At 58.3% G+C, this 25,302-nt stretch carries 25 protein-coding genes and 1 riboswitch; of the genes, 14 read left to right on the plus strand and 11 right to left on the minus strand.

Annotated features, from left to right (window positions below):
* Positions 1-34: 34 nt before the first annotated feature.
* The 3 genes from GHO25_RS00685 (at position 35) to GHO25_RS00695 (ending at position 2,877) form a co-directional block, all read left to right on the plus strand.
* A complete protein-coding gene (locus GHO25_RS00685; RefSeq protein ID WP_048367229.1) occupies positions 35-1,000 on the plus strand; it encodes a 2-hydroxyacid dehydrogenase in 966 nt (321 codons plus the stop codon).
* A gap of 31 nt (positions 1,001-1,031) precedes the next feature.
* Positions 1,032-2,030, plus strand: coding sequence for a class I SAM-dependent methyltransferase (locus tag GHO25_RS00690; protein WP_153389583.1), 999 nt, complete (start codon positions 1,032-1,034; stop codon positions 2,028-2,030).
* Positions 2,031-2,080: 50 nt separating this feature from the next.
* A riboswitch (yybP-ykoY riboswitch) is annotated at positions 2,081-2,200 on the plus strand.
* A gap of 92 nt (positions 2,201-2,292) precedes the next feature.
* Complete coding sequence (locus tag GHO25_RS00695; protein WP_048367790.1) at positions 2,293-2,877, plus strand: TMEM165/GDT1 family protein; 585 nt, start codon at positions 2,293-2,295, stop codon at positions 2,875-2,877.
* 117 nt (positions 2,878-2,994) lie between these two features.
* On the opposite strand, the gene GHO25_RS00700 is transcribed toward GHO25_RS00695, so the two are convergent.
* From GHO25_RS00700 to GHO25_RS00715, 4 genes are read right to left on the minus strand one after another with little or no spacing between them, the layout of a single operon-like run.
* Positions 2,995-3,813: a M48 family metallopeptidase gene (locus GHO25_RS00700; protein WP_048367232.1), complete on the minus strand. Its 819-nt coding sequence runs from the start codon at positions 3,811-3,813 to the stop codon at positions 2,995-2,997.
* A 47-nt stretch (positions 3,814-3,860) separates the two neighbouring features.
* The gene (locus GHO25_RS00705; protein WP_153389584.1) at positions 3,861-4,487 is read right to left on the minus strand and encodes an SOS response-associated peptidase; all 627 of its coding nucleotides are present in this window, start codon (positions 4,485-4,487) and stop codon (positions 3,861-3,863) included.
* A 45-nt stretch (positions 4,488-4,532) separates the two neighbouring features.
* Complete coding sequence (locus tag GHO25_RS00710) at positions 4,533-4,793, minus strand: putative signal transducing protein (protein WP_048367234.1); 261 nt, start codon at positions 4,791-4,793, stop codon at positions 4,533-4,535.
* A 12-nt stretch (positions 4,794-4,805) separates the two neighbouring features.
* Complete coding sequence (locus tag GHO25_RS00715) at positions 4,806-4,988, minus strand: CPXCG motif-containing cysteine-rich protein (protein WP_048367235.1); 183 nt, start codon at positions 4,986-4,988, stop codon at positions 4,806-4,808.
* 107 nt (positions 4,989-5,095) lie between these two features.
* Here GHO25_RS00715 and GHO25_RS00720 point away from each other — a divergent pair, with 107 nt between their 5' ends.
* On the plus strand, positions 5,096-6,259 hold the full coding sequence (locus GHO25_RS00720) for a 1-acyl-sn-glycerol-3-phosphate acyltransferase (protein ID WP_173430615.1): 1,164 nt from the start codon (positions 5,096-5,098) through the stop codon (positions 6,257-6,259).
* 154 nt (positions 6,260-6,413) lie between these two features.
* A complete protein-coding gene (locus GHO25_RS00725; RefSeq protein WP_048367237.1) occupies positions 6,414-6,620 on the plus strand; it encodes a hypothetical protein in 207 nt (68 codons plus the stop codon).
* Positions 6,621-6,680: 60 nt separating this feature from the next.
* Here the strand turns inward: GHO25_RS00725 and GHO25_RS00730 are convergent, their stop codons facing one another.
* The gene (locus GHO25_RS00730) at positions 6,681-7,265 is read right to left on the minus strand and encodes a YajG family lipoprotein (protein WP_048367238.1); all 585 of its coding nucleotides are present in this window, start codon (positions 7,263-7,265) and stop codon (positions 6,681-6,683) included.
* Positions 7,266-7,423: 158 nt separating this feature from the next.
* Here GHO25_RS00730 and GHO25_RS00735 point away from each other — a divergent pair, with 158 nt between their 5' ends.
* Together GHO25_RS00735 and mqo are read left to right on the plus strand one after the other, a co-directional pair.
* The gene (locus tag GHO25_RS00735) at positions 7,424-7,657 is read left to right on the plus strand and encodes a hypothetical protein (protein WP_048367239.1); all 234 of its coding nucleotides are present in this window, start codon (positions 7,424-7,426) and stop codon (positions 7,655-7,657) included.
* A 704-nt stretch (positions 7,658-8,361) separates the two neighbouring features.
* Complete coding sequence (gene mqo, locus GHO25_RS00740) at positions 8,362-9,870, plus strand: malate dehydrogenase (quinone) (RefSeq protein ID WP_153389585.1); 1,509 nt, start codon at positions 8,362-8,364, stop codon at positions 9,868-9,870.
* A gap of 75 nt (positions 9,871-9,945) precedes the next feature.
* On the opposite strand, the gene GHO25_RS00745 is transcribed toward mqo, so the two are convergent.
* The 6 genes from GHO25_RS00745 to GHO25_RS00770 all read right to left on the minus strand — a co-directional run bounded on the left by GHO25_RS00745 (position 9,946) and on the right by GHO25_RS00770 (position 15,216).
* Entirely contained in the window at positions 9,946-10,398 is a 453-nt protein-coding gene (locus tag GHO25_RS00745) for a hypothetical protein (protein WP_153389586.1), read from the minus strand.
* A gap of 212 nt (positions 10,399-10,610) precedes the next feature.
* Positions 10,611-10,898 carry a PA4642 family protein gene (locus GHO25_RS00750; RefSeq protein ID WP_153389587.1) on the minus strand — a complete coding sequence of 96 codons (288 nt, stop codon included), beginning with the start codon at positions 10,896-10,898 and terminating at the stop codon, positions 10,611-10,613.
* Between the two features lie 51 nt (positions 10,899-10,949).
* Positions 10,950-11,444: a hypothetical protein gene (locus tag GHO25_RS00755; RefSeq protein WP_048367243.1), complete on the minus strand. Its 495-nt coding sequence runs from the start codon at positions 11,442-11,444 to the stop codon at positions 10,950-10,952.
* Positions 11,445-11,551: 107 nt separating this feature from the next.
* On the minus strand, positions 11,552-13,267 hold the full coding sequence (locus GHO25_RS00760; RefSeq protein WP_153389588.1) for an ABC transporter ATP-binding protein/permease: 1,716 nt from the start codon (positions 13,265-13,267) through the stop codon (positions 11,552-11,554).
* A 133-nt stretch (positions 13,268-13,400) separates the two neighbouring features.
* Complete coding sequence (locus GHO25_RS00765) at positions 13,401-13,961, minus strand: response regulator transcription factor (protein WP_048367246.1); 561 nt, start codon at positions 13,959-13,961, stop codon at positions 13,401-13,403.
* Positions 13,954-15,216, minus strand: a complete 1,263-nt coding sequence (locus GHO25_RS00770; protein WP_048367247.1) for an ATP-binding protein — start codon at positions 15,214-15,216, stop codon at positions 13,954-13,956. The genes GHO25_RS00765 and GHO25_RS00770 overlap by 8 nt, the downstream gene beginning before the upstream one ends.
* A gap of 344 nt (positions 15,217-15,560) precedes the next feature.
* Between GHO25_RS00770 and GHO25_RS00775 the strand changes: the two genes are divergently transcribed.
* From GHO25_RS00775 to GHO25_RS00805, 7 genes are all read left to right on the plus strand, one after another.
* The gene (locus GHO25_RS00775; RefSeq protein ID WP_153328551.1) at positions 15,561-16,277 is read left to right on the plus strand and encodes an SIMPL domain-containing protein; all 717 of its coding nucleotides are present in this window, start codon (positions 15,561-15,563) and stop codon (positions 16,275-16,277) included.
* Between the two features lie 307 nt (positions 16,278-16,584).
* Positions 16,585-18,210: an ABC transporter substrate-binding protein gene (locus GHO25_RS00780; protein WP_153389589.1), complete on the plus strand. Its 1,626-nt coding sequence runs from the start codon at positions 16,585-16,587 to the stop codon at positions 18,208-18,210.
* A gap of 283 nt (positions 18,211-18,493) precedes the next feature.
* The gene (locus tag GHO25_RS00785) at positions 18,494-20,092 is read left to right on the plus strand and encodes an ABC transporter substrate-binding protein (RefSeq protein ID WP_153389624.1); all 1,599 of its coding nucleotides are present in this window, start codon (positions 18,494-18,496) and stop codon (positions 20,090-20,092) included.
* Positions 20,093-20,242: 150 nt separating this feature from the next.
* Positions 20,243-21,610, plus strand: a complete 1,368-nt coding sequence (locus tag GHO25_RS00790; protein ID WP_153389590.1) for an OprD family porin — start codon at positions 20,243-20,245, stop codon at positions 21,608-21,610.
* An 87-nt stretch (positions 21,611-21,697) separates the two neighbouring features.
* A complete protein-coding gene (locus tag GHO25_RS00795; protein ID WP_153389591.1) occupies positions 21,698-23,293 on the plus strand; it encodes an ABC transporter substrate-binding protein in 1,596 nt (531 codons plus the stop codon).
* A gap of 74 nt (positions 23,294-23,367) precedes the next feature.
* A complete protein-coding gene (locus GHO25_RS00800) occupies positions 23,368-24,378 on the plus strand; it encodes an ABC transporter permease subunit (protein ID WP_048367255.1) in 1,011 nt (336 codons plus the stop codon).
* A gap of 10 nt (positions 24,379-24,388) precedes the next feature.
* Positions 24,389-25,300, plus strand: a complete 912-nt coding sequence (locus tag GHO25_RS00805; RefSeq protein ID WP_153389592.1) for an ABC transporter permease subunit — start codon at positions 24,389-24,391, stop codon at positions 25,298-25,300.
* Positions 25,301-25,302 lie beyond the last annotated feature (2 nt).

Below are 25,302 nucleotides of genomic sequence, written 5' to 3' on the forward strand. Positions count from 1 at the left end.
ACGCCTTCACTCGACAGCACAAAAGGTACAGTTGATGACGAATACTCACCGCGCAGTCTTCCTTGATCACCCGTCTCTTGACCTCGGCGATCTTGACCTTAGCCCCCTGCGCAATGCGTTCAGCGAGCTGCAGTTGTACACAGACACCACGCCAGACAACATCATCGAGCGCTTGCAGGGCGCCAGCGTCGTCATCAGCAATAAAATCCTGCTCAACGCCACCACCCTCGCCGCCTGCCCGGACCTCAAGCTGATTTTGGTCGCTGCCACCGGCACCAATAACGTAGATCTTGAAGCTGCGCGCGAGCACGGCATCACCGTTGCCAACTGCCAGGGCTACGGCACGCCATCGGTGGCGCAACACACCCTCGGCCTGCTGCTGGCGCTGGCCACACGGCTGGTCGATTACAACAAGGCCGTGGCCGACGGCAAATGGCAGCAGGCCAAGCAGTTCTGCCTGCTGGACTTTCCAATTGTTGAGCTGGAAGGCAAAACCCTTGGCCTGTTTGGCCATGGCGAGCTGGGCAGTGCAGTGGCCAAACTGGCCGAAGCTTTCGGCATGAACGTGCTGATCGGGCAGATTCCCGGCCGCCCGGCCCGCGCCGACCGCCTGACGGTGGACGAATTGCTGCCACAGGTCGACGCCCTGACCTTTCACTGCCCGCTCAACGAACACACGCGCCACTTTATCGGTGCCCGCGAACTGGCGCTGCTCAAGCCCGGCGCGTTTGTGGTGAACACCGCGCGTGGCGGCATGATTGATGAACAGGCGCTGGCTGATGCCCTGCGCAGCGGCCACTTGGGCGGCGCGGCCACCGACGTATTGAGCGTCGAACCGCCACGCGACGGCAACCCGCTGCTGGCCGATGACATTCCACGCCTGATCATTACCCCGCACAGTGCCTGGGGCAGCCGTGAGGCGCGGCAGAGAATCGTCAACCAACTCACGCAAAACGCCGAAGCCTTCTTCAGCGGTACAGCGCTACGCGTCGTCAGTTGATAAACTGCGCTCCTTTTTTGAGGAGCACAGTATGGATCCGCGCAGTGAAGTACTGCTTCGTCAGCCTGATTACTTTCAGGGTTCGGTACTGTTAGTCGGTTTACCGGCTGACGAATTGCTCAACGCGCTGCCCAACGCCCACGGCTGGTGCTGGCACGCGGGCGATCAGGCGGCACTCGATGCGCGCTTTGCCGGGCGCGTGCACTTTGGTGTCGAAGTCCCGGAGCGGGCCTTCGACACTGCTGTGGTGTTCCTGCCCAAGTCCAAGGAACTGAGCGATTACGTGCTCAAGGCCGTGGCCGCCCGCCTGCCCGGCGCCGATGTGTTTTTGGTCGGCGAAAAGAAAGGCGGCATCGAGGGCGCGTCCAAGCAACTCATCCCTTTCGGCAAGCCGCGCAAGCTCGACAGCGCGCGGCATTGCCAGCTCTGGCAAGTCACCGTCGACAACGCCCCGGCAGCGCCCGTGCTTGAGCTATTGGCACAGCACTATGAACTGGAACTGTCCGAAGGCCCGTTGAAAGTGGTCAGCCTGCCGGGGGTTTTCAGCCACGGCCGCCTGGATCGCGGCAGCGCCTTGTTGCTTGAACACTTGGACAAACTACCCAGCGGCCATCTGCTGGACTTTGGCTGCGGCGCGGGCGTTCTCGGTGCGGCGGTCAAGCGCCGTTATCCGCATAACAGCGTCACCCTGCTCGATGTAGACGCCTTCGCCACCGCCAGTAGCCGCCTGACATTGGCTGCCAATGGTCTGGAAGCCGAAGTTATTACCGGTGACGGAATCGACGCTGCGCCGATGGGTTTGAATGCCATTTTGAGCAACCCGCCGTTCCATGTCGGCGTACACACCGATTATCACGCTACCGAAAACTTGCTGAAAAAAGCGGTTAAACATCTGAAAACAGGTGGCGAACTCCGACTTGTAGCCAATAGCTTCCTGCGCTATCAACCGCTGATCGAAGAGCAATTCGGGCACTGCACCGTCAAGGCTGAAGGGCAGGGTTTTCGGATCTACAGCGCCAAGCGTCGCTGACAGCTTTTGAAAATCAGGGCTTGCCGTATCGGATTTGCCTAGGCAGAATCCGCTCCGTCCTAGGGGAGTAGTCTCCCACGAGCAACACGCTCGTCCGGCATGCGTCAACATACTTGGTCAACAGACCATGGCGCATGCGACCCAGGCGTCCGCACAGACGGACCAGGGTTTGACAAGACCTATGACACGAACACCTTACCCGGGGCGGGAAGGCTGTACGTGTCATAGCCGTGTCGACCCGCCCCTGGAAAATTACCTGATGATGCTCGACTCCTTACTCATTCCAACTGCAATCGTTGCCTTGGCCGAAATCGGTGACAAGACGCAATTGCTCGCCCTCATTCTTGCCGCGCGCTTTCGCAAGCCCTGGCCCATCATCGCCGGCATCATCGTCGCGACCCTTGCCAACCATGCTGCAGCCGGTGCCGTTGGCGCCTGGTTCAGTACGTTCTTCACCGATGTAATGCTGCACTGGATCCTCGCCGCGAGCTTTACCGCGACGGCACTGTGGACCTTGGTGCCCGACAAAATGGATGACGACGAAGCCAGCACCGCGCGCAAATACGGCCCGTTCGTCACTACGTTGATCACGTTTTTCATTGCCGAAATCGGCGACAAAACCCAGGTCGCGACCGTGATGCTCGCAGCGCAATACCCGGATTTGTGGCTGGTGATTATCGGCACCACCCTGGGCATGCTGATTGCCAACGTGCCGGTGGTATTGGCCGGTAACTTTGCCGCCGACAAACTGCCCCTGACCCTCATCCGCCGACTGGCAGCGACAGCGTTCTTCGTGCTGGCTCTGGTGGCTGTGTACAAGGCAATGGTGACGAGCGGCTGGGTGTAGCCGGCCCCTGATTACCGTGGGAGCGGGCTTGCTCGCGATGGCATCACCGCGATCCATGATTCAGACCGCGCCCGCCGTATCGCGAGCAAGCCCGCTCCCACACAAGGCCTGCACGCCTCAGGTTTTCGGGGCCTGCTGATAAAGCGGCATCACCTTGGGAATCGCCGCTTCCAGCGAGGCGATCCGGCTGCTGGAGGCCGGGTGGGTACTCATGAATTCAGGCGGAGAGCTTTGCGAAGCCTGGCCCATTTTCTGCCACAGGGTAATCGCGGCGTTCGGGTTATAACCCGCACGCGCCGCGAGCTCCAGGCCAATCAGGTCTGCTTCGTTTTCATTGCTGCGACTGTTGGGCAACGTCAGGCTGTAATTGACCACGGTATCGGCCAATTGCATGCTGTCCTGACCCAAGCCGAGCAAGGCGCCCGCGCCCTGTTTGGCGATCTCGACACCGTACGCCTTGGACATGGACTCACGCCCGTGTTCGCGCAAGGCGTGGGCAATTTCATGGCCCATGACCGCCGCAATTTCGTCGTCACTCAGGTTGAGCTGCTCGATGATCCCGCTGTAGAAAATGATCTTGCCGCCAGGGCCGCAGTTGGCGTTGAGTTCGTCGCTCTTGATCAGATTGACCTCCCAGTTCCATTGCGCGGCATCCGGGCGAAACACCGGCGCCTGGGCAATCAGCCGATTGGCAATGGCCTGCAGGCGTTTGGCGTTGGCACTGGTTTTGTCCAGCACCCCTTTGGCGTTGGCCGTGCTGACGGTTTCCTGGTAGGACTGCGCGTACATTTGGTCAACTTGCTGGCTCGACAGCATGCTGAACATGTACTGCTTGCGTTCAACCCCCACCGCGCCGCCCTGGGTGGTGTTCACCGCCTGGCAGCCACTGAGCAACACCCCTGCGCCCAGCGCGCACATTACCGCTAACTTACCCATCGAGGCTCTCCATAAAGACGGTCCATAAAGGTGGCGCGCATCGTATCTCAACCCGGCGTCAGGCACTCAGGCGCATTGAGTTTGGGATCGTTGACCAGATTGGCCAAGGGCCGCTCGCGCAACGCGGCTTGCGGGCTGGCGAGCAGTGCTTGCAAGACCTGCAGCGGCGTCTCGGGATCAAGCCAGGCTTGCTGCCCGGCTTCATCGAGGATCAAAGGACGACGCTGAGTCGCCGCCGCCTGGGTCACCACGGCCGTGCTCAGCCACACATGCCCTTCGACCGGATACGCTTCCCAAATCCCGGCAAAAAACAGCGAGGACCCCACGCCCGGCGTCAGCCAATAAGGCCGCTTGCGCGCAGTGCCACGCCATTCATAAAAGCCGTTGGCCGGAATCAGGCAGCGCCGCTGGCGAAAAGCCTCGCGAAACATCGGCTGTTCCGCCAGGGTTTCTGCACGGGCATGGGCAGGCGTACGCGACAGGTCGGTCATCCACGACGGCGTCAGCCCCCAACGCGCCCGCGCCAGCTCTCGCTGCCCGGGCTCCTGGCCTGCGCGCAGGATCAACACCGAGTCGTTGGGTGAAATGTTCCATTGGGCCTGCTGGTCCGCCGGGAACCCGGGCAAGGCTGCAAAGGCAGGGCTCCAACGAAACAAGGCAAAACGTCCACACATGGGGCTGCACAACTCTTCTATATAGATACAGTGAAAAAAGGCTGCTCAGCAGTCCAGTACACCCGCAAAGCTTTCAGGCTCATCACCCGCCAGCGGCGAGGCGCCATTGTACGCATCGATCAACTCGCGCGCCTGTAACGCTTGCTCATTGGCGACCGCCAACCCCAGCAAGCCCAAAGCTGGCAACTCGCCCGTACCGCCCACCAGATCACGCCCCTGCAAGCACGCAACGATGCCTTCACTGGCAAGCATGCCCAGTAAAAGTTCAGCTTCCATCAAATTTTCTGGCTCGTAGATTCGCTGCATATCACCTGCCTGCTACTCGTTTTCACTGTGTACATCGAGCATCCACTCCTGGCCGTCGGTCTGGAGCGTAAACACAATCGGCCGGCAACACACCGCGCAATCTTCGATGTACTGCTGATCGCCCCCCGTCAGATCAAGCACAGCTTCGCCTGGCTCGCCACAATACGGGCAATCATAGCTCTCAGTTTCAAGCATCGCGGTCTCCAGAGTGACTTGTGCGTATAATCGCCGGTCTATTAGCAGGGCCCTATTTTTGTCCTGCCCTGTGTATTAATCCTAGCCGCTTCCAACAAGAGAACATGATGGGCGAATTCGATACCATCCGACCTTACAGTGACACTGAAGTCCCGGCTGTACTGGCCCGACTGCTCAGTGACAAGGCTTTTCTAGATATCCTCACCCACTTTCGCTTTCCACGCCTGGCGGGTGCATTCGGCTGGCTGTTAAAACCCCTTATAGCGCATCGCCTGCGCAAAGAGTTCGCGAACGTGACATCGGTCGCGAGCTTGCAAGACAAGGTCGAGGTGTACGTCGACCGCACCATCGAGCATGCTACAGACGGCGTGACCTATACCGGCGTCGAGCAATTGAAGTCGGGCACCGCCTACCTGTTTCTGGCCAACCACCGCGACATCGTGATGGACCCGGCCTTCGTCAACTACGCCGTGTACCACGCAGGCTTGCCAACCCCGCGCATCGCGATTGGCGACAACCTGCTGCAAAAGCCTTTTGTCAGCGACCTGATGCGCCTGAACAAAAGCTTTATCGTGCACCGCTCGATCACCGGGCGCCGCGAAAAACTGGCGGCGTACCAACTGCTGTCGGCGTACATCAACCACTCGATTCGCAACGACGGCCAATCCATCTGGATCGCCCAGGCGGAGGGCCGCGCCAAAGACGGTGATGACCGCACCGACTCGGCGATCTTGAAGATGTTTCACATGAGCCGTAAAAACGAGCCTTTCGCCGAGGTCATTCAGTCACTGAACCTGACCCCGGTGTCGATCAGCTACGAATACGACCCGTGCGACCAGGCCAAGGCTCGCGAGCTTTACATCCGCGCGACCACGGGCACTTACAGCAAAGCCCCCGGCGAAGACGACACCAGTATTGCCAACGGCATCACCGGCTACAAAGGCCGTGTGCACGTAAACTTTGCGGCGCCGATCAGCGAAGCGTTCGAGGACAGCAAGCTGCTGGCCACCGAAATGGACCGCCACATCCTCACCGGCTACCGCCTGTTCCCGGCGCACTACTTGGCGTATGCACAGTGGGCCGATGCAGACCCGCAATTGCAGGTGCCGAGCGCAGCCGAAGTCTTCCCGGAGCAAGAACTGGCCAAGGCCCAGCAAGAATGGCAACGCCGCCTCGACGCCTGCCCTGCCGAGCATCGCCCGTATCTGGTGCTGCAATACGCAATGCCGGTGCGCAACCAGTACCGCGTCAAAGCAGGCTTGCCGCTGTAGGAGCGAGCTTGCCTCGCGATCTTTTGATCTTTAAAAGATCGCAAGGCACGCCAGCCTCTGGCAAAACATGACAACCGGCCTAAATTGCCCTGTCACCGTATCGTCATGAAGAGAGGCCACTCTGTGGCCCCTCGACACTGACACGGAGCTTGTCATGCTGCACGCTGAAAACCAGGACCGCCTCTATCTGATCGCCCCGAGTGATGAACAACAGGCATTGATCGAGAGTTTTTCCTTCAACGTCCAAGATCGTCACTGGCTGGTCTATTGCGCGCTCAGCGGTCACACCCATGCCGACCTGCCCGAGCTGGACCTGCTCACCGGCATCAGCCGCCTTGAGCCCTACGCCGAAGCTGCATGAACCTGGCAGACACAAAAAAGCCCGAACTCAAGCCGTTCGGGCTTTTTTGTGGGTCGATGTTTACTCGCCGAGCAAACGACCGACCGACGGGTCTTCGAACACGCGCGTCAGGGCATCACTCAACACGTCGCTGACCAGCTTGGTGTTGGTTTCCTGATTCGGCGCCATGCCGAAACGCTGATCCAGCGAGGCGCTGTAGCGACCACTGTACGAACGACCGCCATTGCGCACGTCAGAGCGGAAGGCCGCACCGATGGTCGCTTCGGTGACGTACATGGTGTCTTTAGGCGACTGATACTTGAGTTCAGACAAGGTAACGGTCAATTGCGGTGCGTTCCCGCCATTGGCTGTCGGGGTGTAACCCAACAACCGCACAGCGGCTTCAGCTTGAGCTTGCAGCTTGGGAATCACATCGGCGCTGCTGACGTTGATCGAGCTGGTCTCCGGGTACATGCCACCGCGAGTGCCCAGGGTTGGCGAAGGACGACCATCCACCACGCGCACGACCACAGGCTGACCACGGCCGACAGGCGCGATTTGCTTGGTCAGTTTGGGCTGCGGACTGAGTTGTTGCGGGCTGTGGGCGCAGCCGACCAGAGTCAAACTGGTCACAGTGATCAAACCGAACAACAGGCGTTGCAACATGCTCATCTCTCCAGGACTGGATAAAACCGGACGCCAGTATAGCGGTGCTGAACCTGCGGGAACCAGCCGCTTGCTGTAACCACCTTGTCATGGCCGATACATCGTCATGTCACGCCCCACCGGTAATGTTTGACCTACTGACTCAACAGGTGCTCCCCATGAACAGGTCATGGTCGTTATTCTCGTTTCTGCAACCTCATCGCTGCTACGCACGTCTGGACTCCATGGGCCGCTGCCAGGCCTTTAAACAGTGCAAGCAACCGCCGGTCGGCGACAATTGGGTCGAGATCGAAGAAATTCGCCTCAACTGGTTGCACCAGGTACTACCTGCCAGCGCCCGTATGCCTGCGCGCGCAACGCGTTCAGCGGTGCTACCCGCACTCGGCCTCTGACGGACGCACCAATAAAAGTCATTTAACAGGATCAATTGCCCACGTTTCTTCGCTACAATCTCCCCCCGATTATAAGGACGTCTCCTGATCGGGCCTCGCAGCATCGCTAATGTGCTTTTATTAGCTCCTTCGTACCGCCCACAGAGAGCCGCCCACACAGATCATGTGAAGCTGGCAGCTTGCTGTTTTCAACACCAACCTGCGCCTTTGCCCGATCTGCCAGAGCTGCCATGTTGCTCGGCCTGTGCGTTGTATACCCGCACGCGCCAGTAGCGGTAGCCCTTTTTTGAGGTTCACGTCTTCAAGAGAGCGTGAAAAAAACGGGTTTTCACAACTTCACAAGAGTGTGGCGAGCAAATGAAAAGTTTTGCGTCTGAACAAGCACCATTAGCGTCTGCAACATCCTCACCGAGCAGGAACTTGATCGGCTCCAGAGCACGAGACTGAAAGCCTGTCCGCTTACGGATTTGGTTGCACAAACGGACGCTCTTGACCTTAAGTCGAATTGCCTCCCGAGCACTGAAATGCGTTCATATGAACCTTGAAGGCCCGGTTGGCGGCGTCCGCTGAAGCTGCAAGAAATTGCGATGAATCGGACATGGCGATCCTTGTCATGAGTGACCAGAGCCCCTATCTAAAAAAGGCCTTGGTACACCTGGCAGCTATGCCGTCAATTAGGTGCCGTAGATTTTGGAGACGCGTTAATGGCGCATAACGAAGCAGTCGACGTAGTACTGGTTGGAGCGGGCATCATGAGTGCCACCTTGGCCGTGCTGCTCAAAGAGCTCGACCCTGGTATTACGCTGGAAGTTGTTGAGCAGATGGATTCGGGTGCTGCAGAGAGTTCCAACCCGTGGAACAACGCAGGCACCGGCCACGCTGGCTTGTGCGAATTGAACTACACGCCGCAAGCGGCTGATGGCTCGATCGACATCAAAAAAGCGGTGCACATCAATGCCCAGTTCGAAGTGTCCAAGCAGTTTTGGGCCCATCTGGCCCAACAAGGAACCTTCGGTTCGTGCAAGTCCTTCATTAGCCCAGTGCCTCATCTGAGCTATGTCGAAGGCGAAAAAGGTGTGGCCTTTCTGAAAAAACGCTTTGAAGTGCTGAGCAAGCACCATGCGTTTGCCGACATGGAATACACCGAAGACAAAGCCAAAATGGCTGAGTGGATGCCGCTGATGATGCCGGGCCGCCCTGCGGACCAAGTGATCTCGGCCACCCGCGTGCAGAACGGGACTGACGTTAACTTCGGCGCTTTGACCCAGCAATTGCTCAAGCACTTGGCCAGCGCTGAAGGCACGCAGATCAAGTACAGCAAAAGAGTCACTGGCCTCAAGCGCAATGGCAGCGGCTGGACTGTCAGTATCAAAGACATCAACAGCGGTAGCACTCGCCACGTCGATGCCAAGTTCGTGTTCCTGGGTGCAGGCGGCGCGGCCTTGCCATTGCTGCAAGCCTCGGGCATTGAAGAAAGCAAAGGTTACGGCGGCTTCCCGGTCAGCGGCCAATGGCTGCGTTGCGACAACCCGGATGTGGTCAAACACCACCAGGCCAAGGTATACAGCCAGGCAGCCGTGGGTTCGCCACCGATGTCGGTTCCGCACCTGGACACCCGTGTGGTTGACGGCAAAAAATCGCTGCTGTTCGGACCTTATGCCGGCTTCACCACCAAGTTCCTCAAGCACGGCTCGTTCCTTGACCTGCCAATGTCGATCCGCCTGGGTAACATCGGCCCGATGCTGGCCGTTGCCCGCGACAACATGGACCTGACCAAGTACTTGATCAGCGAAGTGCGCCAGTCGATGGAAGAACGCCTGGAATCCCTGCGTCGCTTCTATCCACAGGCCAAGGCTGAAGACTGGCGCCTGGAAGTGGCTGGCCAACGGGTTCAGATCATCAAGAAAGACCCGAAAAAAGGCGGCGTGTTGCAGTTCGGTACCGAACTGGTTGCCGCCAAAGACGGTTCGCTGGCCGCCCTGCTGGGTGCGTCCCCAGGTGCATCGGTGACCGTGTCGATCATGCTGGACCTGATTGAGCGCTGCTTTGCGCAAAAGGCCACCGGCGAGTGGGCTGCGCGCCTCAAGGAAATTTTCCCGGCACGGGAAAAGACTCTGGAGACCGACGCCGAGCTGTATCGCGAAATCAGTACCCGCAACTCCGAGTTGCTGGAACTGGTAGAGCCAAAAAAGGTTGATACTCAACTCGCGTAACCCAATGCTGGCGCATTGATTGGCCACCCAAAGCCCCTGCCCTTGCGGGTCAGGGGCTTTTTGTTGGCTTAAGGTCTAGCCCATCGTGAACAGCACCCGTGTGCCGCCATTGCGTATAAATTCGTCATCGTCCGGCACGGCAATAAGCTCAGCCGCACAGGTGGCTGCAACCGTCCCCGTTGATTTGGCCTGAGCCCAGCGATTGGGGTTTGCCTCACCCGGCGTGAGGTGACCAAAACCGAAGTGACAGGCCTGCTCGCCCTGGCGATAGGTAAATGCCTCTGCGCCTCTGGCGACGGGCAGGTAATACATCAGCTCCTGGCTGAACTTGGGGGCTACTACAAAGTCATGCCCGGCGTTGTCCGGGTCTTCCAGCCATGAAAAATCATTTCCTGGCGTGATGGCATGGCCGCTGGCATTAAACACCTCCACCTCCAGCACCTCATCGGCCGCCAGGGCAGCCGAGCCCAAAGCGATCAGTCCTACTCCAAAGACCAGTGTTTTTATCACATCGTTAAGGCGAGTCATGGTTCGATTCCCTTCAAGTTAAAAGACAGCCCAAAGTCCTTTTGGGCACCCTTGAGTATTGTTCGCCCACACAAAAACACCCCGTCGCAAAAAGCGCAGGTTGTGTAGGAAGGGTCTTTGTTGGTGCCTATATAACGGTGTAGGAGCGAGCTTGCCTCGCGATCTTTTGATCGTCTAAAAGATCGCGAGGCAAGCTCGCTCCTACAGCTGGATCAGCCGCGTGCCGCCTCGATGAGTTCGATGTACTCGGCAGCATTGCGCTGGTCTTTGATGAGGTCGACAAAGGTCTGGCCGTGCTCATCCTTGCCGTCCAGATCGTAGCCGGCCCCTTTGAAAAAGGTCAGGAAGCGTTCGAAGTCGTCGATACGCAGACCGCGATAACCTTTGATCAATTTGTGCAGTGAAGGGGACGTCGCGTCCACAGGTTCAAAGTCCAGGAACAACTTGATCTGCTCATCGCCAATCTCATCACCAATCAACTGCTTCTTATCTTTACGCATGTCCGACTCCAGCCTGCTGATACTTCACGAGGGCCGCAGTTTACCCAAGGCTCAACGCGCACGCACGCTGCCGGTGTGCAAGTCAGCCCAAATATGGCCATTGGCATAGGTCAAAAACTGGCAATAGACGATGTCGTTGCGCAACAAATCCATCACCACGCGGTATTGGGACAGCGGATAAGACAACGTCAGGGTTTTGCTCTCACTGTCAAAAGCCGGCTTTTTCAGGCTCTTGCTTTCACCGTCGAACGAAATCAGCACTTCGCGCACGGTCGCGCCCTGGCTCAACGGTTTGCCCTTCAAGCGCACCAACAACGACGCCGTGACCGGAATCGGCTGCTGATTGGAGGGGCGCTGGCTACCTACCACCACCGAATACGACGTCACCTGCATCAGTTGCTGTTGCTCAGGCTTCTCGCTGCGCAACTGCAAATCATCGGCGGGCAAAAACTGTGCATGGGCAGGCGAAGAAACCGCGGGCGCTGCGGCCAAAGGCAAGCTGACGGTCAACAAAAGAGGGGCAACACAGCGAAATAAGCGGTTCATGACCTGCTCCGAAAGGCGAGGCAGGCACTCTAGCACGCACACGTAACAAGCCATGACCGGTTATCACACCGCTCAGGCCGGTTACGCGCCTTCACTGCGTCGGCCCATTACTGGGCCATTAAATGGCCCGACTCAATCCGCACATGCCGTGGATGAAAACGCGCCAGGCTGCTGCGGTGCCCCACGCTGACAATGCTCAGGCCCGGCAGTTGATCGATAAGCGCCTGATACAACCGCGCCTCGTCCTCTTCATCCATCGCTGACGTCGCTTCGTCCATGTATAGCCATTGCGGGCGATACAACAGTGCCCGGGCAAACGCCAGTCGCTGCTGCTCACCGCCCGACAACACTCGCTGCCAGTGATTGGCCTCGTCAAGCTTGGGGATCAGATGCTCCAGGCGGCAGGTGCGCAGCACTTCTTCATAGCGCTCAGACGGGTATGTGTCGCCGCTCTGTGGATAACTCAGCGCCTCGCGCAAGGTGCCAATCGGCAGGTAAGGTTTTTGCGGCAGGAATAACGCCCGCTCATGGGGCATTCGAATCGCCCCGCCGCCTTGCGGCCAAAGCCCGCCCATGGCGCGCAGCAAGGTACTTTTACCGCTGCCGGAGCGACCGCTGAGCATTAACCGGTCACCGGGCGCAACGTTCAGGCTTGCCCCGTGCAACAAAGGTCGGCCATCGGCCAGGTCCAGGCTCAGGTCATTGACGCTTAATGCCCCACCCTGGGCCTGTACATCAATCGCCGGTTGGCGCTGTTCGTTGTCGGTCATGGCCTGACGGAAGCTCAGCAGACGATCACAGGTGGCGCGCCACGCCGCCAAGGTCACGTAGGCGTCGATAAACCAGCTGAAGTTCTCTTGCACATTGCCGAAAGCGGAGTTGATTTGCATCAGCTCACCCAACTCGATCTTGCCTGCGAAGTAGCGCGGCGCTGCCACGATAAAGGGGAAGATAATCGCAATTTGCGAATAACCGGCCGTGAAAAACGTCAGGCGCTTGGTCACCTTCATTTGCGTCCAGAAGTTGTGCCAGACCTTGCTGAAGCGGCTGCTCAGGCGCTCAAGCTCGTTGGGTTCGCCGTTGTACAAGGCGATGCTCTCGGCGTTTTCACGCACCCGCACCATCGAAAAACGCAGATCCGCTTCGTAGCGTTGTTGTTGGTTGCTCAGGCCAATCAGGCGACGACCGATCAAATGCGCCAGCCAACTGCCAACCAAGGCATATAACAGTGCGCACCAAAACATATAGCCGGGAATGGTGATACCGAAGACTTCGATGCTGCCCGACACGCCCCACAAAATAATCGAGAACGACACCAGACTGACCACATTGCGGATCAAGCCCAGGCCGAGGGAGAGCGTACTGTCGGTGAAGGAGTTGAGGTCTTCACTGATGCGCTGGTCAGGGTTATCGGTGTAACCGCCCTGCTCCAGCTGGTAATAGTTTTTGTAGGCGAGCCAGCGCGCGAAGTGCTGCTCGGTCAGCCAGCGCCGCCAGCGGATAGTCAGCATCTGCGTGAGATAAAGCCGGTACACCGCGCCCACAATACCGGCGGCGGCAATCAGCCCGAAGTAGCCGATCAGGTGCCAGAAGGCTGCGCTGTCTTTGTTTTCCAGCGCGTTATAGAAGTCTTTGTACCAATGGTTGATCCATACCGATATGCCGACGCTGACCAGTGACAAGGCAATCACCGCGATCAACAGCAGCCAGGCCCTGGCGCGCTCCTCACTGCGCCAGTAAGGCGTTATCAGCCCCCAGACGCGAGGAATAAAATCTCCACGCACAGCATCATTTACAACAGAAGGCTCAGCGTTCTGATTCATCGTTCGGGCTCGTTGGGAGTAAAGAGCAACCTGCGAGCCGGTCAGGACGACCGGCGCATTAGCACGTTGTAAAACAGACTAGGGCCGGTGGCAGTTTCGTTGCAAATTGAAACGAAACTGCGACAGCTTCTGTTCAGCGTCGGACCGGACGCTTCTGCAGTTTGCGCTGCAAGGTACGTCGATGCATGCCCAGCGCACGGGCAGTTGCCGAGATATTGCCTTCATGTTCGCCCAATACGCGCTGAATGTGCTCCCATTGCAGGCGATCTACCGACATTGGGTTATCCGGTACCAGCGAGTCCAGGTCGGCGTGCTGGCTTAGCAGGGCCGCCATCACATCATCCGCATCGGCCGGCTTGCACAGGTAGTTGCAGGCGCCGCGCTTGATCGCTTCCACCGCCGTGGCGATGCTCGAATAACCGGTCAGGATCACCACGCGCATTTCTGGATCGAGTTCCAGCAACTTGGGCAGCAGCACCAGGCCCGAATCACCTTCCATCTTCAGGTCCAGCGTGGCGAAATCAGGCACGTCCTGCTGAGCCAGAAGCAGCCCTTCTTCAGCGGAGCCTGCGGTGCTGACGCGAAATCCGCGTCGGGCCATGGCGCGGGCCATGACGCGGGTAAATGTCGCGTCGTCATCCACTAACAACAAATGTGGCAGCTCTTCGCCTTCGACCTGAATCTCTTCACTCATTTTCGTTTCCTCGGGAGACACGTGGCAGGCGTAGCTCGGTGAGCGTGCCGCCATCCTCATGACTGTAGAGTTTTACCGAGCCGCCCGCGCGTGTCACGCTGGCTTTGCTCAAGAATAGGCCCAGGCCGAAACCTTTGCCTTTGGTTGTAAAAAACGGTTTGCCGATTTGTTCGGCAATGGCCAACGGTACACCCGCACCGTGGTCACGAATACTGATGGTTAAATCAACGGCGTCCCAATCCACGGTCACTTCCAGCCCTTCCGGGCAGGCGTCGGCGGCGTTGTTGAGCAAGTTGAGCAACGCCTGAGTGAGGTCTGGCGGTGGCGCCAGACGCGGCACCGGTGCGTGCCCCAGGCACTGAAAGCGATAGGTCGCTTCCGGGCGCATCAGGTGCCAGCGGTTCAACGCCTCATCGAGCCACTCGGTAACGTCCTGGACCTCAATAGCCAGACGACGATTGGCCTCGGCGGCCCGAACCAGTTGCTGCAAGGTCTCTTTGCACAACTTGACCTGATCTTGCAGCACGCTCAAATCGTCCTGCAATTCAGGGTCCGGGTGATCGCGACGAATCTCTTTGAGCAGCACGCTCATGGTCGACAGCGGCGTGCCCAATTCATGTGCCGCACCGGCAGCCTGGGTCGCAACCGCCAGCAATTGCTGGTCACGCAGGCCTTCTTCACGGCGCAAGGCGCGGAGTTCTTCTTGGCGGCGCAGCTCTTCGCCCATTCGGGCGGCAAAAAAAGTAATCACCGCCGCCGACAGGGCAAAGCTGAGCCACATGCCGTAAATCTGCAGTTTCTCGCGGAAGAACGGCGCCGCTTCCACGGGGTAAAACTGCATCAGCAGCAACGTGTACAGCGCCAGCGCGATGCCGGTCAAAATCAGCGAATAGCGCCAAGGCAGCGTCACCGCCGCAATGGTCAACGGCACCAGGTAATACGACACAAACGGGTTGGCCGAGCCTCCGGAGAAGTACAGCAAGGCACTGTGGATAAACAAATCACAGGCCAGTTGCAGCGCGTACTCAAGCTCGGTAACCGGCCACGTGGTGCGCAGGCGAATCGCGGTAAACGCGCACAGTAACGCCGAAAAACCGAGGGTCAGGCACAACTGAAACCAGGGCAGCGGCAGCAGATGAAACCAGTAGGCGATGCCCACCGACCCCGCCTGTGCGACCAGCACCAGCATGCGGATAAACGTGAGACGCCAGAGGTTCTGGCGAGTTGCAGACAAAATTTGAACGGGGGCGAGCATGAGCTCTCCTGATGAGTGCTCCAGGCGACCGCACGGAGTATAACCAAGCTGGCGGCCTGACAGGCAAACGTGCGGCAATGGGCCACAGTGTATTTTTTGGAAAAACCGCTAGTAGCCCCTGACTATCCTGTGGGAGCCGGGCTTGCCCGCGATTGGATCGACCCGATACAACAGACACCCAGGCGGTGCCTGCATCGCGAGCAAGCCCGCTCCCACAGATTTATGGCCCACCCATTTTTGCGCCCCCGGCCTTCTCTGAAGTTGTATCGAAAATGTAAGTAGGCGAACTGAATGCCGCCCACTACAGTCTTATAAGTCTTGCTGACCTCACCCAAGGAGCTTTTATGTTTACTGTTCAGCGCACTGCCGCCCTTTTGACCCTGAGCCTCGGCGCTTTCGCCAGCCTGCCGGCCCTGGCTGAAGGGGTTAATTACAATCAGGTCTCGTTGCGTGCAGAAGCCAGTCAGGAAGTGCCGCGCGATCTGATGATCGTGACGCTGTACACCGAGGCGCAAAACACCGACTCAGCCAAGCTCGCCGCTGAAATCACCACCGCGATGAATAAAGCCATCGGCCAGGCCAAGCAGGCCAAAGACGTGACCATGCGCCAGGGCAACCGCAACAGCTACCCGATCTATGACAACAAGACCCAGAAAATCACCGGCTGGCGTGAGCGCGCTGAACTGCGCCTGGAAAGCACCGATTTCGCCGCCTTGTCCAAGCTGACCGGCGAACTGATGCAAACCCTGAAAATGGGCAACATGCAATTCACCGTGGCCAACGCCACACGTAAAACCAGCGAAGATGCATTGCTCAAAGATGCGGTCAATGCCTTCAAGGCCCGCGCTCAACTGGCCACCGATGCCCTGGGCGGCAAGGGCTACAAAATCGTTAACCTGAACCTCAACAGTAACGGTTACCCGCAGCCCTACATGCGCAGCGCCATGATGATGAAAGCCGCAGGCGCAGCCATGGATTCCGCACCGACACCTGAAGTCGAAGCTGGCACCAGCGAAGTCAGCATGAGCGCCGACGGCGTGATTGAAGTTCAAATGCAATAAGCACTTTGCCACACCCCAAGCCCTTGCAGCCTTCACGCTGCAAGGGCTTTTTTGTGCCCGCAATATAAAATAGCCCACGCACAAAAAGGAGTTCTCCTACGAACAAACAAACATGCGCCGACATATTTTCCCGCCAAGAGCCTAGATAAGTAACACCCCATCTGGATCGAACGGCAGCTGCACGTGAACGGTCTATGGTTAACCCAGAGCCGCGATGCGTCTGTTGCACCGGCCAGGATGGGGTAAGTATCGAGAGGCTGATTCACCGGGTCGCCCTCACACTAAAAATGACAAAAAAGAGGTCTCCATGTTCAAACACGCGGTCATTCCTTTATTGATGGGTGCCAGCCTGCTGGCAAGCGCACCTTTCGCCCAGGCAGCCACCAACCTGGTGTATTGCTCTGAAGGCAGCCCGGCCGGTTTTGATCCCGGCCAATACACCACCGGCACAGACTTCGACGCCTCGGCCGAAACGATCTACAACCGCCTCAGCGAGTTCGAACGCGGCAGCACCAACGTCATTCCCGGGCTGGCCACGAGCTGGGACATTTCACCGGACAACCTGACCTACACCTTCCATTTGCGGGACGGCGTCAAGTTCCACACCACGCCGTACTTCACCCCCACCCGCAACTTCAATGCCGACGACGTGCTCTTCACCTTCAACCGCATGCTCGACAAAGACATGCCGTTCCGTAAGGCCTATCCCACCGAATTCCCCTACTTCACCGACATGGGGATGGACAAGAACATCAAGTCAGTCGAAAAAATTGACGACCACACCGTCAAGTTCACTCTGAACACTGTCGACGCTGCCTTTATCCAGAACATGGCCATGCACTTTGCCTCCATCGAGTCGGCCGAGTACGCCGACAAGCTGCTCAAGGCCGGCAACCCGTCCGACATCAACCAGAAACCTATCGGTACCGGCCCATTCGTGTTCAAGAGCTACCAAAAAGACTCGAACATCCGTTACACCGGCAACAAAGACTACTGGAAGCCTGAAGACGTCAAAATCGACAACCTGATTTTCGCCATCACCACCGACCCGTCGGTGCGCATGCAAAAGCTGAAAAAGAACGAGTGCCAGATCACCATTTACCCGCGCCCCGCAGACCTGCAGTCCCTTAAAGAAGACCCCAACCTGAAAATGCCCAGCCAGGCAGGCTTCAACACGGGTTACATCGCCTACAACGTGATGGACAAGATCAAAGGCAGCGACGAACCCAACCCGATGGCCCAGCTCAAGGTTCGTCAGGCGCTGGACATGGCCGTAAACAAACAGCAAATCATTGATTCGGTGTATCAGGGCGCAGGCCAGTTGGCGACCAACGTCTTGCCGCCGACCCAATGGTCGTACGACGAGTCGATCAAAGACGCGCCCTACGACCCTGAAAAAGCCAAGCAACTGCTCAAGGAAGCAGGCATTAAGGAAGGCACCGAAATCACCTTGTGGGCCATGCCGGTTCAACGCCCGTACAACCCGAACGCCAAGCTGATGGCTGAGATGCTGCAATCGGACTGGGGCAAGATCGGCATCAAGGCCAAGATCATGACCTACGAGTGGGGCGAGTACATCAAGCGCTCCAAAGGCGGTGAAAACGGCGCGATGCTGATTGGCTGGAGCGGCGACAACGGTGACCCGGACAACTGGCTCGGCACCCTGTTCGGCTGCGACGCGCTCAATGGCAACAACTTCTCCAAGTGGTGCAACCCCGAGTTCGACAAACTGATTACGGCCGCCAAAAACACCACGGACCAAACGAAACGAACCGAACTCTACGAAAAGGCCCAACAGTTGCTCAAAGAACAACTGCCGCTCACACCGATCGCCCACTCAACGGTGTATCAACCGATGCGCAAAAACGTTGAAGGTTTCAAGATCAGCCCCTTGGGCTTGATGTCCTTCTACGGCGTCAGCGTTGACAAATAAGTAACCCGTGAATGCGGCGACAACGCCGCATTCACTCGCTCTACAAGCAACTCAGAATTTCCCTTCATCTTTAAGCTACCCCGTACTACAGCAGAGGCTATAGGACTCCCGGAAACGTCCTACAGCATTGTCAGCTCCGACGCATTTACTCACATACCTCGCGCCCTCTAACGTCTAGCCACTGCCGGCCCATCAGGCCGGATGGCTGATGCGCTGAACCCGTACGCCGCTCACAAGGCGCGTAGTCAGCGCTCATAAAACAACAAAAAGGATGGGGATCGTGATGCATAAACCTCTGGTTTTGTCTGTATTGATCAGCGCCGGCGCACTGGCCGGTAGCCCGCTCGCATACGCGGCCAATAGCCTGGTGTTTTGTTCCGAAGGCAGCCCTGCCGGTTTTGATACCGCGCAATACACCACTGCTACCGATAACGATGCTGCCGAGCCGCTGTACAACCGTCTGGCCGAGTTTGAAAGGGGCGGCACCGCCGCTGTTCCGGCCCTGGCAACTCACTGGGAGGTGTCTGAAGACGGCCTGACCTACACCTTCCATCTGCGCGACGGGGTCAAGTTTCATACCACGCCATGGTTTACCCCGACCCGAGACTTCAACGCTGATGACGTGCTGTTCACCTTCAATCGCATGATCCACCCAGACCATCCGTTTCGCCTCGCCTACCCCACCGAGTTCCCTTATTTCAGCGGCATGAGCCTTAACAAAAACATCGCCAGCGTCGAAAAAACCGGGCCGCTGACCGTGGTCATGACGCTCAACGCTGTAGACGCCGCCTTTATTCAAAACCTGGCCATGAGCTTTGCTTCGATTGTCTCGGCCGAATATGCCGAGCAACTGCTCGCCACCGGCAAACCTGGCGACATCAACCAAAAACCGGTCGGCACCGGCCCCTACATGTTCCAGCGCTATCAAAAAGACTCGAACATCCGCTATGCCGCCCACAAGGGCTATTGGGATCCCAGCCAGGTCAAACTCGACAGCCTGATTTTTTCGATCAACGTCGACGCCTCGGCACGCATGCAAAAGCTGCGTAAAAACGAGTGCCAGATCTCGCTGAACCCACGCCCTGCCGACCTGGCCGGGCTCAAGGCCGACCCGGCCTTGCAGGTTATTGAAAAGCCCGGTTTCAACCTCGGGTACATCACCTACAACGTCCAGCACAAACCGCTGGACCAACTGCCCGTGCGCCAGGCTCTGGACATGGCCATCAACAAGGACGCCATTCTCAAGGCGGTGTATCAGGGCGCGGGGCAAAAGGCCGTCAACGCCATGCCGCCCACGCAATGGTCCTATGACGACACCATCAAGGATGCGCCCTACAACCCGGAAAAAGCCAAAGCACTGCTCAAGGCCGCCGGGGTGAAAGAAGGCACAGAAATCACTTTGTGGGCCATGCCGGTGCAACGTCCCTACAACCCGAACGCCAAACTGATGGCGCAAATGCTGCAATCCGACTGGGCCAAAATCGGGCTCAAGATCAACATCGTCAGTTATGAGTGGGGCGAATACATCAAACGCACCAAACAAGGCGAGCATGACATCAGCCTCATTGGCTGGACCGGTGACAACGGCGACCCCGACAACTGGCTCGGCACCCTTTACAGCTGTGACGCCATAGGTGCCAACAACTACTCCAGGTGGTGCGACAGCACCTACGAAGCACTGATCAAAAAAGCCAGAACCCTCACTGACCGCGAACAACGAACCGTCTTGTACAAACAGGCCCAACAGTTGCTCAAGCAACAAGTCCCGATCACCCCGATTGCCCACTCAACGGTCAGTCAACCCTTGAGCGTCAAGGTCAAGGGTTTTGAGGTCAGCCCCTTTGGGCGCAATACCTTCTCGGGCGTCAGCCTCGACGACTGAATAACCCTTTAACCCACCCACGTTTGCGCAGGCCACCCCACGGTGGTCCGCCAAGGCTTTGCCCGAACAAATGTTCCAACGCTCTAAACGGAGCCACACAGCTGTAACGCATAACAAAAACGACAATAAAAAAGCACAGGAGCCTCAACCATGAAACTTACAAGTACCGCGCTGTTAGCCATGGCCATCAGCAGCCTCAGTACAACCGCTCACGCCGATGAATTTATCGGCACCCAGCTTAAATCCGAAGCCAGCGAGCAAAGTACAGCTGAGGGTTTTGTCGAAAGCAGCAGCCTGAGCGGCACCACGCGCAACTGGTATGCGAACGAGCTTAAACGTCGGGGTGGCCAGTTCACCTACAACGATCATGGCACCAGCAAAACCACGCCGCGCCGGATCAACTGGACCCAAGGCACCATCCTTGATTTCAGCTCGGGCTTTACCCAGGGCACCGTGGGTTTCAGCACCCAAGTGGCGGCGTACAACGCCATCGCCCTGGATCGCGATACCCATCACATCGCCGGCAATAACAACCGTACCCTCAGCCGCAGCGACGGCGATGCGGTTGGCCAGTGGAGCAAGCTGGGCCTGGCGAACATCAAGGCGCGTGTCTCCAACACCACACTGACCGTAGGCCGACAGAACTTCAGCAGCCCCACTATCGATGTGATCGGTAACCGTGCACTGCCTTCAAGCTTTCAAGGGGTGGGTTTGCGCAGCGAAGAGTTCAACAACCTGATTGTCGACGCGGGTTCCTTTGATCGCGTCTCGCCGCGCACTGAACAAAGCTTGAGCAAGTTCCGCAGTGAATATGGCGCCCTCGGGGTCGAAACAGATCGTGCCAGTGTCGCAGGCCTCAGCTATCAGCCGTTCAGCAGCCTGAAAACCTCGTTGTTTGCTACCCACGTCGAAGACTTCTGGAACCAGTACTACGTCGGTGCCGTGCATGACTGGGGCGACAATGCCGTGTTGGGCCTGAACACCAACTTCAACTACTACAAGACCCTCGACACCGGCAAAAAAGCCATGGGCGAGATCAACAACGACACTTACAGCCTGGCCTTCGGCCTGACCCACCAAGCCCACACCGTGAGCCTGTCGTACCAGCAAGTGGTCGGCGACGAGTACTTCGACTACCTGCACGAAACCAACGGCATTTACCTGGCCAACTCGCTGCTGTCGGACTTCAACGGCCCGAACGAAAAGTCACTGCAACTGGCGTACAGCATCAACATGGCGCAGTACGGTATTCCTGGCCTGAAATTCAACGCCTACCACGCCCGCGGTTGGGACATCGACGGTACCCACTACAAGGGCACCGCCTATGATGTACGCAACATGGACGGTGAAAAGCATTCGGAGTACAGCGTTGGCACATCCTATGCAATTCAAAGCGGTCCATTGAAAGCCACGGCCATCCGCGCGACCTACACCACGCACCGTGCCAGCAAAAACCAGTCTGACGGCAGCATCAATGAGTTCCGCGTGGTCACGACCATACCGTTCAATATTCTGTAAACGTCTTATAGCGCTCGACAGAACAGCAGCGGGCTCAAACAGCCCGCGCCGTTCTTGGCAGGCTCAATTAATCAGGAGAGGGTTGCCATGAAAAAATACCAACTGCGCACCGCCCTTGCCGCCGCACTGCTCAGTGCCGCCGTGAGTGTTAACGCCAAAACCCTGGTGGTGTGCACCGAAGCCAGCCCCGAAGGGTTCGATGTCGTTCAATACACCACGGCGGTGACCGCTGACGCCTCGGCAGAAACCATCCTTGACCGGCTGGTCGACTTCAAGCCGGGCACTACCGATGTTGAGCCAGCCCTGGCAGAGCGCTGGGACATCAGCCCGGACGGGCTGGAATACACCTTTTACCTGCGCCCCGGGGTGAAGTTTCAAACCACCGACTACTTCACACCGACCCGCACCCTGAACGCCGACGATGTGATCTGGAGCTTTCAGCGCCAGCTCGACCCCAATCACCCATGGCACGCGCTCTCGCTGGTAGGCTACCCCTACTTCGAAAGCATGGGCTTTAAAGACCTGCTCAAAAGCGTCGAAAAAGTGGACGACATGACGGTCAAGATCACCCTCAACCATGCCGAGTCGCCGTTTCTGCGCGACGTGGCCATGCCGTTCACCTCGATCTATTCCGCCGAATACGCCGACCAATTGCTCAAGTCCGGTAAAACCGCAGACCTCAACAGCAAACCCGTCGGCACCGGGCCGTTTATCTTCGTGCGCTACAACAAAGACGCCCAAGTGCGCTTCAAGGCCAACCCGGACTACTTCCGTGGCAAGCCACCGAGCGACAACCTGATTTTCGCCGTGACCACCGACAGCAACGTACGCCTGCAAAAGCTCAAGGCCAACGAATGCCAGATCGCCCTCTACCCCAAGCCCGACGAAGTTAAAAATATCCGCCAGGACCCTAACCTCAAGGTCGACGAACTGGCGGCGCTGATGACCAGCTATATCGCCATGAACACCAGCCACAAGTACCTCAGCGATGTGCGGGTGCGCCAGGCCATCGACATGGCGTTCGACAAGCAAACCTACCTCAACAGCGTCCACGGTGCAGGCAACGCCCTGCTGGCCATCAACCCGTACCCGCCGACGATGCTGGGGTTCAACACCACCCTGCAAAGCCCGCCTCGCGACCTGGACAAAGCCCGCGCCCTGCTCAAGGAAGCCGGTGTGCCTGAAGGCACCACCTTCACCCTGTTCACCCGCAATGGTGGCGGCCCGACCAACCCCAACCCGATGCTCGGCGCCCAGTTGCTGCAGTCAGACCTGGCCAAAGTCGGCATCAAACTCGACATCCGGGTCATGGAATGGGGCGAAATGCTCAAGCGTGCCAAAGCAGGCGAACACGACCTGGTTTCAACCGGCTGGGGCGGTGACAACGGCGACCCAGACAACTTCCTCACCCCGCTGCTGAGCTGTGAGGCCGCTAAAAATGGCGAAAACTACTCACGCTGGTGCAATAAAACCTTCGAGGACCTGATCACCAAAGCCCGCAACAGCAGTGAACCCGCAGAGCGGGCGGCACTCTATGAACAAGCACAGGTGGTATTTCATCAAGAACAACCCTGGATCAACGTCGCCCACCCTATGCTGTTTACAGCCATGCGTAAAAACGTCGAGGGCTACACTTTAAGCCCACTGACCCATAATAATTTCGCCACAACCCAGGTGAAGTAGAACAATAAAATACCCGCCAGCGTCCACCCCGACACTGGCGAACTGCCTGACCGGCTGATGAGGAACACCACACGATGTTTAGTTTTATTGCCCGCCGAATAGGGCTGTTGATCCCTACGTTTTTCGGCGTCACCTTGCTCACCTTCGCCCTGATTCGCATGATCCCCGGCGATCCGGTCGAAGTCATGATGGGCGAGCGTCGCGTCGACCCCGAAATGCACGCTCAAGCCATGGAACGTCTGGGCCTGAACAAACCGCTCTATGAGCAATATTTTGATTACGTCGGCAAACTCGCCCACGGCGACCTCGGCGAATCCTTGCGCACCCGTGAAAGCGTGTGGACCGAATTCACCGCGCTGTTCCCCGCCACCCTTGAGCTGGCGGGTGCGGCGCTATTGTTCGCGGGCATTTTCGGCTTGCTGGCCGGTGTCATTGCAGCCCTCAAGCGCGGCTCACTGTTTGACCACGGGGTGATGGGCATTTCCCTCGCGGGGTATTCGATGCCGATCTTCTGGTGGGGCCTGATCCTGATCATGTTCTTCTCCGTGGGCCTGGGCTGGACCCCGGTTTCCGGGCGCATCGACCTGCTCTATGACATCGAGCCGAAAACCGGCTTCATGCTCATCGACACCCTGCTCAGCGACGAACCCGAAGCGTTCTGGGATGCGCTGCACCACATCATCCTGCCTGCCATCGTGCTGGGCACCATCCCGCTGGCGGTGATTGCGCGCATGACCCGTTCATCGATGCTCGAAGTGCTGCGCGAAGACTACATCCGCACCGCCCGCGCCAAAGGCCTGTCGCCTGCCCGGGTGGTGTTTGTGCACGGCCTGCGCAACGCGCTGATCCCGGTGCTGACCGTGGTCGGCCTGCAAGTCGGCACCCTGCTGGCCGGTGCCGTGCTCACCGAAACCATTTTCTCGTGGCCCGGTATCGGTAAATGGCTGATCGAAGCCATTGGCGCCCGGGACTATCCCGTGGTGCAAAACGGCATCCTGCTAATCGCCTGCCTGGTGATTCTGGTCAACTTCGTGGTGGACATCCTCTACGGCTTTGCCAACCCACGCATCCGTCACCAGCGCTGAGATCCTGATCATGAGTACCTCGACCAATAGCACAGAAGTGGATCAAAGCCTGCTTTATCCCTCCCCGTACAAAGAGTTCTGGCACGCCTTCGCGAAAAACAAAGGCGCGGTGGCGGGCCTGATGTTCATGAGCCTCATCGTGTTCTGCGCGGTGTTTGCCCCGTGGGTCGCCCCACAGAACCCGAGCGAGCAATACCGCGACTTCTTGCTCACCCCGCCGGTGTGGCTGGAAGGCGGCAACTGGCAATTTTTGCTGGGCACCGACGAACTGGGCCGGGACATGCTCTCGCGCCTGATCGCAGGTTCGCGCCTGTCCCTGTTGATCGGCTTGTCATCGGTGGTGATTTCGCTGATTCCGGGGGTGATCCTGGGCCTGTTCGCCGGGTTCTTCCCGCGCCTGCTGGGCCCCAGCATCATGCGTTTAATGGACATCATGCTGGCCTTGCCGTCGTTGCTGCTGGCGGTGGCGATTGTCGCCATCCTCGGCCCTGGCCTGATCAACACCGTGATCGCGATTGCCGTGGTCTCGCTGCCGTCCTACGTGCGCCTGACCCGCGCCGCCGTGATGGGCGAGCTGAACCGTGACTACGTCACCGCTGCACGCCTGGCCGGTGCCAGCTTGCCGCGCCTGATGTTTATCACCGTGCTGCCCAACTGCATGGCGCCGCTGATCGTACAGGCAACCTTGAGCTTCTCGTCGGCGATCCTCGACGCCGCTGCCCTGGGGTTTCTGGGGTTGGGCGTGCAACCGCCAACGCCCGAGTGGGGCACCATGCTCGCCTCGGCCCGTGACTACATCGAACGTGCCTGGTGGGTGGTGAGTCTGCCCGGCCTGGCCATTTTGCTCAGCGTGCTGGCAATTAACCTGATGGGCGACGGTCTGCGCGATGCGCTGGACCCGAAACTCAAAAACGCCGCCTGAGG

It is taken from the genome of Pseudomonas sp. FSL R10-1350 (assembly GCF_009600525.1).
GTDB lineage: Bacteria > Pseudomonadota > Gammaproteobacteria > Pseudomonadales > Pseudomonadaceae > Aquipseudomonas > Aquipseudomonas helleri.

Coding starts and splice junctions, on each gene's coding strand:
- GHO25_RS00735 (WP_048367239.1), top strand. CDS start 7,424: ATGAACAGGTCATGGTCGTTATTCTCGTTTCTGCAACCTCATCGCTGC.
- GHO25_RS00685 (WP_048367229.1), top strand. CDS start 35: ATGACGAATACTCACCGCGCAGTCTTCCTTGATCACCCGTCTCTTGAC.
- GHO25_RS00700 (WP_048367232.1), bottom strand. CDS start 3,813: ATGGGTAAGTTAGCGGTAATGTGCGCGCTGGGCGCAGGGGTGTTGCTC.
- GHO25_RS00695 (WP_048367790.1), top strand. CDS start 2,293: ATGCTCGACTCCTTACTCATTCCAACTGCAATCGTTGCCTTGGCCGAA.
- GHO25_RS00760 (WP_153389588.1), bottom strand. CDS start 13,267: ATGAATCAGAACGCTGAGCCTTCTGTTGTAAATGATGCTGTGCGTGGA.
- GHO25_RS00730 (WP_048367238.1), bottom strand. CDS start 7,265: ATGTTGCAACGCCTGTTGTTCGGTTTGATCACTGTGACCAGTTTGACT.
- GHO25_RS00775 (WP_153328551.1), top strand. CDS start 15,561: ATGTTTACTGTTCAGCGCACTGCCGCCCTTTTGACCCTGAGCCTCGGC.
- GHO25_RS00720 (WP_173430615.1), top strand. CDS start 5,096: ATGGGCGAATTCGATACCATCCGACCTTACAGTGACACTGAAGTCCCG.
- GHO25_RS00710 (WP_048367234.1), bottom strand. CDS start 4,793: ATGCAGCGAATCTACGAGCCAGAAAATTTGATGGAAGCTGAACTTTTA.
- GHO25_RS00770 (WP_048367247.1), bottom strand. CDS start 15,216: ATGCTCGCCCCCGTTCAAATTTTGTCTGCAACTCGCCAGAACCTCTGG.
- GHO25_RS00690 (WP_153389583.1), top strand. CDS start 1,032: ATGGATCCGCGCAGTGAAGTACTGCTTCGTCAGCCTGATTACTTTCAG.
- GHO25_RS00725 (WP_048367237.1), top strand. CDS start 6,414: ATGCTGCACGCTGAAAACCAGGACCGCCTCTATCTGATCGCCCCGAGT.
- GHO25_RS00755 (WP_048367243.1), bottom strand. CDS start 11,444: ATGAACCGCTTATTTCGCTGTGTTGCCCCTCTTTTGTTGACCGTCAGC.
- GHO25_RS00705 (WP_153389584.1), bottom strand. CDS start 4,487: ATGTGTGGACGTTTTGCCTTGTTTCGTTGGAGCCCTGCCTTTGCAGCC.
- GHO25_RS00800 (WP_048367255.1), top strand. CDS start 23,368: ATGTTTAGTTTTATTGCCCGCCGAATAGGGCTGTTGATCCCTACGTTT.
- mqo (WP_153389585.1), top strand. CDS start 8,362: ATGGCGCATAACGAAGCAGTCGACGTAGTACTGGTTGGAGCGGGCATC.
- GHO25_RS00805 (WP_153389592.1), top strand. CDS start 24,389: ATGAGTACCTCGACCAATAGCACAGAAGTGGATCAAAGCCTGCTTTAT.
- GHO25_RS00750 (WP_153389587.1), bottom strand. CDS start 10,898: ATGCGTAAAGATAAGAAGCAGTTGATTGGTGATGAGATTGGCGATGAG.
- GHO25_RS00785 (WP_153389624.1), top strand. CDS start 18,494: ATGCATAAACCTCTGGTTTTGTCTGTATTGATCAGCGCCGGCGCACTG.
- GHO25_RS00780 (WP_153389589.1), top strand. CDS start 16,585: ATGTTCAAACACGCGGTCATTCCTTTATTGATGGGTGCCAGCCTGCTG.
- GHO25_RS00790 (WP_153389590.1), top strand. CDS start 20,243: ATGAAACTTACAAGTACCGCGCTGTTAGCCATGGCCATCAGCAGCCTC.
- GHO25_RS00745 (WP_153389586.1), bottom strand. CDS start 10,398: ATGACTCGCCTTAACGATGTGATAAAAACACTGGTCTTTGGAGTAGGA.
- GHO25_RS00795 (WP_153389591.1), top strand. CDS start 21,698: ATGAAAAAATACCAACTGCGCACCGCCCTTGCCGCCGCACTGCTCAGT.
- GHO25_RS00715 (WP_048367235.1), bottom strand. CDS start 4,988: ATGCTTGAAACTGAGAGCTATGATTGCCCGTATTGTGGCGAGCCAGGC.
- GHO25_RS00765 (WP_048367246.1), bottom strand. CDS start 13,961: ATGAGTGAAGAGATTCAGGTCGAAGGCGAAGAGCTGCCACATTTGTTG.